This is a genomic window from Jatrophihabitans sp. (assembly GCF_046262535.1).
GTDB lineage: Bacteria > Actinomycetota > Actinomycetes > Mycobacteriales > Jatrophihabitantaceae > Jatrophihabitans.
Genome location: NZ_JBHEMO010000132.1, coordinates 1 through 8,380, shown reverse-complemented (window position 1 = coordinate 8,380; position 8,380 = coordinate 1). Strand labels below are relative to the sequence as shown.

The following is an 8,380-nucleotide window of genomic DNA, read 5'->3' as shown; positions in this document are numbered from 1 at the left end:
GCATACTAGATTCCGAGCAGCCCAGAGGTTCGCACCAGGGCCCTCGGACCGACCCGCCGTCTGTTCAGTCTCCATCGCCCCGGAGGAGCGCAGTGACTTACGTGATCGCCGAGCCGTGCGTCGATGTTCTCGACAAGGCCTGCATCGAGGAGTGCCCGGTCGACTGCATCTACGAGGGCGGTCGCATGCTCTACATCCACCCGGATGAGTGCGTCGACTGCGGGGCCTGCGAGCCGGTCTGCCCGGTCGAGGCGATCTTCTACGAGGACGATCTGCCGGAGAAGTGGCGCGACTACACCGCGGCCAACGTCGATTTCTTCGACACGCTCGGCTCGCCGGGCGGCGCCTCGAAGGTCGGCAAGACCGACAACGACCCGCAGTTCATCAAGGACCTGCCGCCGCAGGGCGAGGAGTAGGAGCTCCTACTTCTTCGCCTTGAGGTCGAACAGGGTCGCGGTGACAGCGCCGGCCGAATCCTCGGACGACTTCCAGCCGCCGGTGCGCGACCAGACCTTGCCGTCGTAGCGCACCTCCTCGATGCCGAGGCGTTCGGCGTTGGCGACGAACCACGCCACCGTCTGCCAGCGCGCGCCGGGGACCGTGACCGTCAGGCCGGTGACCTGCGGCGTGCGTACGCCGAGTTCCTGCTTCACCTGGCTGGCCACCTTGGTGCCAGAGGCCACCTTCGTCGGCTTGGCGAAGCTGCACGAGATGTCGGCCGGCTTGCGCCCGGACAGGGCGTCGGCGAGCGTCTGGGCCTCGATCTCGTGCTGAGCGTAGGCGCCGCCGTCGGCCGAGATCTGCACCCGCTGGACCGCATCGGCCAGCGACAGCGTCTGCCACTTGTCCACCCGGACCAGGTGATCGAGGAACTCCTTCGTCGCTTCGCCGACGTCGTTCAGCGTCGCGGCATTGCCGCGGCCCCAACCCTGCGACGGGCGTTGTTGCAGCACCCCGACCGAGTCGCGGTCACCTTCGCCGGGCGCCAGGTTGCGCAGCTTGCTCTCCTGCAGCCCGGCGGCCAGGGCGAGTACCGCGGCGCGCTCGGGCAGCTCGATGCGGTACCGGGTTACGGCGCCGACCATCGCGGCGGCGACGACGGCCTGCTCGGGATCGAGTTCGTACGCGCCGATCGTGCAGGTGTCAGGCGTCATCTGGTCCTTGGCCGTCTCCCACAGTTTGGGCAGCCAGATCGCCCCGGCGATCACCACGGCGGCCGTCGCGACGACCGCAACGACGAGCTTCCTCGAACGGAGAGCCATCAGCTAGGCGTTCGTGTGCAGCGCAGCGTTGAGTCCGACACCGCCGCTCGTGCGCGGCCGCGCCTCGAGGGTGCCGCTGACGCTATTGCGCCAGAACTGCCAGCCGGACTCGCCGGACAACGTCGCCGCCTTGACGACCCGGTCGTCGGGCAGCGTCAGCTTGGAACCGGCCGTGATGTAGGTCCCGGCCTCCACGATGCAGTCGTCGCCCAGCGAGATGCCGATGCCGGCGTTGGCGCCGATGAGGCAGCGCTCGCCGACAGTGACCTGCTCCTTGCCGCCGCCGGACAGCGTGCCCATGATCGACGCCCCGCCGCCCACGTCGGAGCCCGCGCCGACGGTCACGCCGGCGGAGATCCGTCCCTCGACCATCGATGCGCCCAGCGTCCCGGCGTTGTAGTTGACGAACCCTTCATGCATGACGGTCGTGCCCTCGGCCAGATACGCGCCGAGACGGACGCGGTCCGCGTCGGCGATGCGGACCCCCGTCGGCACCACGTAGTCGGTCATGCGCGGGAACTTGTCGACCCCGAACACCTGGACCGGGCCCTTGCGCCGCAGCGCGAGCCGGATCCGTTCGAAGTCGTCCACCGGGCACGCGCCCAAGCTCGTCCACACGACATTGGGCAGCACACCGAAGATGCCCTCGAGATTGATCTCGCGGGGGCGGACGAGCCGCGCCGACAGCAGGTGCAGCCGCAGATACGCGTCGACGGCGTCGGCCGGCGGGGCATCCACGTCTATCTCGCAGACGGACACGTCGAGGCGCACGCCGCGGTCGGCCGCATTCTCCTGGCTGCCGGTGAACGACGTCAGTTCGTGCGGCGCCGAGGCGTTGCCGGGCAGCCGGCCGAGGGCCGGTTCCGGGAACCAGGTGTCGAGGACACGACCGGTCGCCGGGCCGGACGCCACCGTGGTGGTGAGCCCATAGCCCCAGGCAAAACGTTCGCTCACGTGCGGTCCTCACGTCGTCGGTTCACCTCTTCACCCTAACGACGAGCGCCTGAAGACCCGGGTTGCGTGTGTCACGCGCAGCTTATTGACGGCCCGCCACAATGCCCCGCCCGCGTAGCGTTCCGGACGTGCTTGATCTCACTGTGGACGCAGCGCGACTCACCGCCGCGCTCGTCGATGTCGAGTCGGTGTCCGGCGACGAGGAACGGCTCGCCGATCTCGTCGAGCAGGCGCTCGGGGAGTATCCGACGCTGTCGGTCGAGCGCGACGGCAACGTGGTGACGGCGCGTACGTCCGGGGACCGGCCGCAGCGGGTCGTGCTGGCCGGCCATTTGGACACCGTGCCGATCGCGGGCAACCTCCCCTCGCGGCTCGACGGCACGACGCTGTACGGGTGCGGGACGACCGACATGAAATCGGGCGTCGCCGTCATGCTCAGGTTGGCGCACCTCGTCGGTAGCGGCACGGTGGATCGGCGCACCGAACTCAGCTGGGTCTTCTACGACTGCGAGGAGGTCGAGGCGGCCCGCAACGGCCTCTACCGCCTGACGCGAACCGCGCCGGGCGGCCTGGAGGGCGACCTCGCGATCCTGCTCGAACCGACCGACGGTGTGGTCGAGGGCGGTTGCCAGGGGACGCTGCGGGTCGCCGTCCGGACGACCGGCGCGCGGGCCCACAGCGCCCGTTCGTGGCTGGGCGCCAACGCCATCCATGCCGCGGCGCCGGTGCTGGCCCGGCTGGCGGCCTACGAGCCGCGGGTCGTCGACGTGGAGGGTCTGACGTACCGCGAAGGGCTCAATGCGGTCGGCATCGCAGGTGGCGTCGCCGGCAACGTCATCCCCGACGAGTGCACCGTCACCGTCAACTACCGCTTCGCGCCGGACCGCTCCGAGGACGATGCGCTGGCCCACGTCCGCGACGTCTTCGCCGGCTTCGACCTCGATGTGACCGACAGTTCGCCGGGTGCTCGGCCCGGTCTCGACCGGCCCGTCGCCGCGGAGCTGGTTGCTGCGGTCGGCGGTCAACCGCGGGCCAAGCTCGGTTGGACCGACGTGGCCCGCTTCGGGCAGCTCGGCATCCCAGCGGTCAACTTCGGTCCGGGTGACCCGAACCTCGCCCACAAGCCCGAGGAACACGTCGCGGTGCAGCAGGTGCTCGACGTCGAAACCGCGCTGGTGCGGTTCCTGTCGTGACCGGCGTGGTCGTCGCGGTGGCGGCGGATGCGCGGCACGACTTCAGCAAGCCGACCGCGGACGTGATCAGGTTGCGCACCGGGCTCGGCGTGGAGGGTGACGCCCATTTCGGCGCCACCGTCCAGCACCGCTCCCGCGTCCGGCGCGATCCGTCGGCACCCAACCTGCGCCAGGTGCATCTCCTGCAGGCGGAGCTGCTCGACGAGCTGGTCGGCCGGGGTTACGAGGTGGCGCCGGGTGTCGTGGGCGAGAACGTGACGACTCGGGGCATCGATCTGCTCGCGCTGCCGGCCGGCAGCCGGCTCCGGCTCGGTGCCGACGCGATCGTCGAGGTGACCGGTCTGCGCAACCCGTGCGTCCAACTCGACCGTTACCAGCGCGGGCTGCAGCGGGCGGTGCTCGATCGCGACGAGGGCGGCAACCTCGTCCGCCGGGCCGGCGTCATGGCCGTGGTCACGGCCGACGGTGCGGTGCGTGCGGGCGATCCGATCACCGTCCAGCTGCCGGCCGGCCCGCGCCGGGTTCTCGAACCCGTCTGACCGCCTCCCAGCGGTCGAACCGGCCGACCCGCTACCGTCCGAATCATGACCGAGGAGCAGGACGGGCGAACCCAGCACCAGCACGGTCCGGTGTTGCAGCGCCGCGCGCAGATCAAGGCCGGGACCACGGATCAGCGGTTGCTCGACTCCCGCGGCCCGTCGGACTGGGTGCACACCGATCCGTGGCGGGTCCTGCGCATCCAGAGCGAGTTCGTCGAGGGCTTCGGTCTGCTCGCCGAGCTGCCGGCCGCGGTGTCCGTGTTCGGCTCGGCCCGCACTCCCGTCGACCACCCGGAGTACGCGGCCGGGGTGGCGCTGGGTGGCGCGCTGGCCCGGGCCGGCTTCGCCGTCATCACCGGCGGCGGTCCGGGCGCCATGGAGGCGGTCAACCGCGGCGCCTCAGAGGCCGGCGGCGTCTCGGTCGGCCTCGGTATCGAGCTGCCTTTCGAGCAGAGCCTCAACGACTGGGTCGACCTCGGGATCAACTTCCGCTACTTCTTCGCCCGCAAGACGATGTTCGTGAAGTACGCGCAGGCCTTCGTGATCATGCCCGGCGGTTTCGGGACGCTGGACGAGATGTTCGAGGCGCTGACCCTCGTCCAGACCCAGAAGGTGACCCGCTTCCCGGTCATCCTCTACGGGACGCAGTACTGGAGCGGGTTGATCAGCTGGCTCAAGGACAGCGTGCTGCCCGGCGGCAAGATTAAGGACGCCGACCTCAATCTGATCCATCTGACCGAGGACGTGGACGAGGCCGTCGCACTCATCGTCGACGCCGAGCAGTCCCGTTCCGAGCAGAGCCAGGTCGAGCGTGCCCTTGCCGTCGAGGGACCGCGCGTGCAGGCCCACGACGGTCAGTGAGCCCGGTCGCGTGAACGTCTGCGTCTACTGTTCGTCATCGGAGACGATCGACCCGTCGTACGTGTCGCTGGCCGCCGACGTCGGCACCCGGCTGGCGGCGGAGGGCTACGGCCTCGTCTCCGGCGGCGGCCGGGTGTCGATGATGGGCGCGGTGGCGCGCGCGGCCCGCGCCGGCGGCGCGCACACGGTCGGTGTGATTCCGGCCCACCTGGTTCCGCTCGAGGTGGCCGACACCGACGCCGACGAGCTGATCGTCGTCGACACGATGCGGGACCGGAAAGCGCTGATGGACGCCCGGGCCAACGCGTTCATCGCGCTGCCGGGCGGCATCGGGACGCTCGAGGAGCTGTTCGAGGTGTGGACGGCCGGCTCGCTGGGCATGCACGCCAAGCCGGTGGTCGTCCTTGACGCCGACGGGTTCTACGACCCGTTGTGGCACTACCTGGACGCCCTGCGCGAGCATGGCTTCGTCCGCGCGCAGGCACTGGACTCGCTGGTCCGGGTGTCGACGGTGGACGCCGCCTTCGCTGCTCTGCGCTGATCAACGGGTGCGGGGGAGCCCGGCGCCGTGTTGCTGGAAGTACATCAGCCGCTCGTTCTCGTATCCGACGCGGTCGCCGGTGTGGTCGAGGTCGCGAAACATCTGCTTGAGCACCCGGATACCGCCCGCCGACTGGGCGGCGATCTCGCCGGCGAGTTCGATCGCAAGCCCTTCGGTGTCGTCGGCCGCGGCGGTGCGGTGCAGGAGCCCCAGCCGTTCGGCTTCATCCATGCCGACGACCCGGCCGGTCAGGACGAGGTCCTTCGCGCGGGACACGCCGATCAGCGGCGCGAGGCGAGCAGGCCCGACCGGAACCCCGAGGCGAGCGCCGGCCCAGGCGAGTTTGAGGTTGTCCGCCCCGACGCGAAGGTCGGCCCCGGCAACGATCTCCGCTCCGGCACCGACGCAGTTGCCGACGCAGACCGCGATGATCGGCACCGGGAAGGCGTCGATCCCGGCGTACATGCGCGTGAAGCCGGCCATGCGGGCGACGCCGGCGTCGGCATCGAGCGTCTCGCCGACATCGGCGCCCGCACACAGCGCCCGCGTGCTGGTGGTCGACAGGACGAGCGCGCGCAGCGTCTCGTCGGCCGCCAGCTCGTCGAGGATGTCGTTGAGCAACTGCAGCGTCGCCGAGTCGAGTGCGTTGCGTTTGTCCGGCCGGTTGAGCCGGACGATCGCGATTCCGTCGTCGGTGCGCTGCAGCAGAACGGGGATGTCGACCATGGGCGCCAGTCCACCACGCCGCGCGCTTCGTACGCTGTGGCGGTGGCGAGAACGATGAGTGATGAAGAGCGCAGGGATTTCCTGATGGCCGGAACACGGACCGGCGTGCTCTCGACCGTCCGGCGCGACGGCCGTCCGCACGCAGCCCCGATCTGGTTCGTCCTGGACGGTGACGCGGTCGTCTTCACGACCGCGCACGACACCGTGAAGGGGCGGAATCTGCGACGCACGGGTCAGGCGGCCCTGACGGTCGACGACGGTGTGCCGCCGTACTCGTTCGTGAACATCAGCGGAACGGTCGAGATCTCTGAGGACGTCGCGGAGATGCTGCCGTGGGCGACGAAACTCGGTGGGCGGTACATGGGCGCCGAGCAGGCCGAGGCGTTCGGGCAGCGCAACGCCGTGCCGGGCGAACTGCTCGTCCGGCTCGTCCCGGATCGCATAGTCGCGCTGGCCGGGATTTCAGAATAGGGCCGCTCAGGCCAGCCCGCGGCGGGCAACGGCCGGCGGGCGCGTTCCGCGGATCGAGGCCACCAGGTCGAGCACCCGGCGGGTCGCGCGGACGTCATGGGCCCGGAACACCTGAGCACCCTGCCACGCCGACACGGCCGTGGCCGCGAGGGTGCCTTCGAGCCGCTCGGCGGGCGGCAGATCGAGCGTCTCGCCGATGAAGTCCTTGCGCGACAGGGCAACGAGCACCGGCCAGCCGGTCGCCACGAGTTCGTCCAGACGCCGGGTCAGCTCGAGTGAGTGCCAGGTGTTCTTGCCGAAGTCGTGCGTCGGGTCGACGAGAATTCCGTCGCGGCGCACGCCACTGGCGACCGCCGCCTCGGCCGCCGTCGTGACCGTCGTGACGACGTCGGCGACCACGTCCTCGTAACTGACGCGGTGCGGGTCAGTGCGTGGCCCCAGGCCGCCGGTGTGTGAGCACACGATGCCGGCGCCTGTCGCCGCCGCGACGTAAACCAGCTCGGGATCGGCACCGGCCCACGTGTCGTTGATCAGATCGGCGCCTGCCGCCACCACCTTCTCGGCGACGGCGGCACGCCAGGTGTCGACGCTGATCGCGATCTCGGCGAACCGCTCGCGGACGGCGGCGACGACCGGCAGCACGCGCCCGAGTTCGGTCTCCACGTCGACCGGTGGGCCGTAGCCGGCCCGGACTCCGCCGATGTCGACCATCGCCGCGCCTTCGTCGACCGAGCGGGTGACCGCGTCGAGCGCATCGGACAGGGCGAGGTTGCGGCCGCCGTCGAAAAAAGAGTCCGGGGTGCGGTTCACGATGGCCATGACGGCGTACTTCCCGGCATCGAGGCGCAGCGGTCCGAGCGTCAACGTCACCGAGTCAGCGTGGCATGGCACGATCGACGCGTGTTGCACCTGGTCTGGTACGGGCTGCTGGCGATCTTGCTCGCCGCAGGGCTGTTCGCGCTCGCTGCCCGTTTCCTGCCGGCGGGCGAGCAGATCGCGCCACCGCTGCGTGACGAGCCGCCGTGGGAATTGCCGCCGGACCGGTCGTTGGATGCCGAGGAGATCGACACGGTCCGGCTACCCGTCGCGCTGCGCGGGTACCGGTTCGCCGAGACCGATCTACTTCTCGATCGCCTGGCCGCGGAACTGCGGGTGCGTGACGACGAGATCGCGCGGCTGCGCGGCGGGGTGCCGGCCCTCGTCGAGCAACCACCGGCCGAACTCGAGCCGGTCCCCGCCGGGGCGTCGGTCGAAACGACGCCCGGATACGAGCCGTTGCCCTTCGACGCGCCGTACGGTCCGCCGCCGGTGCTGCCGCTGCCGGTCGACGGCGCGCCGGTGGCGGTCGAAGGGGAACCGGCAGCACGTGACGACGAGCCGGTTCAGGGTGCGGACGAGCCGGTTCAGGGTGCGGACGAGCTGGTTCAGGGGAGGGAGCCGGTTCCGGGGGAGACGGTGCCGGCGGAGAACGAGCCGGTCGAGGCCCACGCGGTTACAGCCCAGGACGCGGCGGTTGGAGCCGGGTCGCCCCAATGGCCGGCCGATCCCGACCCGTTGTTGAATCTAGCCGGCGGTCACCAAGCGGTGTCGCCCGCGCCGGACACCTTCGACTTCGCGAACGGGATCCTGGCCGGGTTGTTCGCATCCGACGATGAGCCCGACGGCGATGAGCCCGACGGCGATGAGCCGGCGCCGGTCGACAGCGTGCTCCCCGAGACGGGCGAATCCGCGTCGGCCGACGGCGAGCCGGAACATCGTGAGCCGCTGCTCCACCTTCCCGACGACGGTGCGCCCGCGGCTGCGGCGCCGGAGACATTCGAATTCTCGGCCGAC

General features: G+C 70.5%; 11 protein-coding genes. 7 read left to right on the top strand and 4 right to left on the bottom strand.

Going from position 1 to position 8,380, the window contains the following annotated elements:
- The first annotated feature begins 92 nt into the window (after window positions 1-92).
- Window positions 93-416 carry a ferredoxin gene (gene fdxA / locus ABR571_RS17295; RefSeq protein WP_409454451.1) on the top strand — a complete coding sequence of 108 codons (324 nt, stop codon included), beginning with the start codon at window positions 93-95 and terminating at the stop codon, window positions 414-416.
- A 6-nt stretch (window positions 417-422) separates the two neighbouring features.
- Here fdxA and ABR571_RS17290 read toward each other — a convergent pair whose 3' ends face one another.
- Both ABR571_RS17290 and dapD read right to left on the bottom strand, forming a co-directional pair.
- The gene (locus ABR571_RS17290; protein WP_409454450.1) at window positions 423-1,262 is read right to left on the bottom strand and encodes a hypothetical protein; all 840 of its coding nucleotides are present in this window, start codon (window positions 1,260-1,262) and stop codon (window positions 423-425) included.
- 3 nt (window positions 1,263-1,265) lie between these two features.
- A complete protein-coding gene (gene dapD / locus ABR571_RS17285) occupies window positions 1,266-2,216 on the bottom strand; it encodes a 2,3,4,5-tetrahydropyridine-2,6-dicarboxylate N-succinyltransferase (protein ID WP_409454449.1) in 951 nt (316 codons plus the stop codon).
- Window positions 2,217-2,344: 128 nt separating this feature from the next.
- Between dapD and dapE the strand changes: the two genes are divergently transcribed.
- From dapE to ABR571_RS17265, 4 genes are read left to right on the top strand one after another with little or no spacing between them, the layout of a single operon-like run.
- Window positions 2,345-3,409 carry a succinyl-diaminopimelate desuccinylase gene (dapE, locus tag ABR571_RS17280; RefSeq protein WP_409454448.1) on the top strand — a complete coding sequence of 355 codons (1,065 nt, stop codon included), beginning with the start codon at window positions 2,345-2,347 and terminating at the stop codon, window positions 3,407-3,409.
- On the top strand, window positions 3,406-3,948 hold the full coding sequence (locus tag ABR571_RS17275; RefSeq protein WP_409454447.1) for an MOSC domain-containing protein: 543 nt from the start codon (window positions 3,406-3,408) through the stop codon (window positions 3,946-3,948). Before dapE ends, ABR571_RS17275 begins: the two co-directional genes overlap by 4 nt.
- A 45-nt stretch (window positions 3,949-3,993) precedes the next feature.
- Window positions 3,994-4,809 (top strand): TIGR00730 family Rossman fold protein, encoded by an 816-nt coding sequence (locus ABR571_RS17270; RefSeq protein WP_409454446.1) that lies wholly within the window; start codon window positions 3,994-3,996, stop codon window positions 4,807-4,809.
- 10 nt (window positions 4,810-4,819) lie between these two features.
- Complete coding sequence (locus tag ABR571_RS17265; protein ID WP_409454445.1) at window positions 4,820-5,350, top strand: TIGR00730 family Rossman fold protein; 531 nt, start codon at window positions 4,820-4,822, stop codon at window positions 5,348-5,350.
- On the opposite strand, the gene ABR571_RS17260 is transcribed toward ABR571_RS17265, so the two are convergent.
- On the bottom strand, window positions 5,351-6,076 hold the full coding sequence (locus tag ABR571_RS17260) for an enoyl-CoA hydratase/isomerase family protein (RefSeq protein ID WP_409454444.1): 726 nt from the start codon (window positions 6,074-6,076) through the stop codon (window positions 5,351-5,353).
- 54 nt (window positions 6,077-6,130) lie between these two features.
- On the opposite strand from ABR571_RS17260, the gene ABR571_RS17255 reads away from it, so the two are divergent.
- Window positions 6,131-6,547, top strand: a complete 417-nt coding sequence (locus ABR571_RS17255) for a PPOX class F420-dependent oxidoreductase (protein WP_409454443.1) — start codon at window positions 6,131-6,133, stop codon at window positions 6,545-6,547.
- 6 nt (window positions 6,548-6,553) lie between these two features.
- Here ABR571_RS17255 and folP read toward each other — a convergent pair whose 3' ends face one another.
- Window positions 6,554-7,366 (bottom strand): dihydropteroate synthase, encoded by an 813-nt coding sequence (gene folP / locus ABR571_RS17250; protein WP_409454452.1) that lies wholly within the window; start codon window positions 7,364-7,366, stop codon window positions 6,554-6,556.
- Between the two features lie 81 nt (window positions 7,367-7,447).
- Between folP and ABR571_RS17245 the strand changes: the two genes are divergently transcribed.
- Window positions 7,448-8,380, top strand: a 933-nt coding sequence (locus ABR571_RS17245) for a hypothetical protein (protein ID WP_409454442.1), incomplete at its 3' end; no start/stop codon positions are given.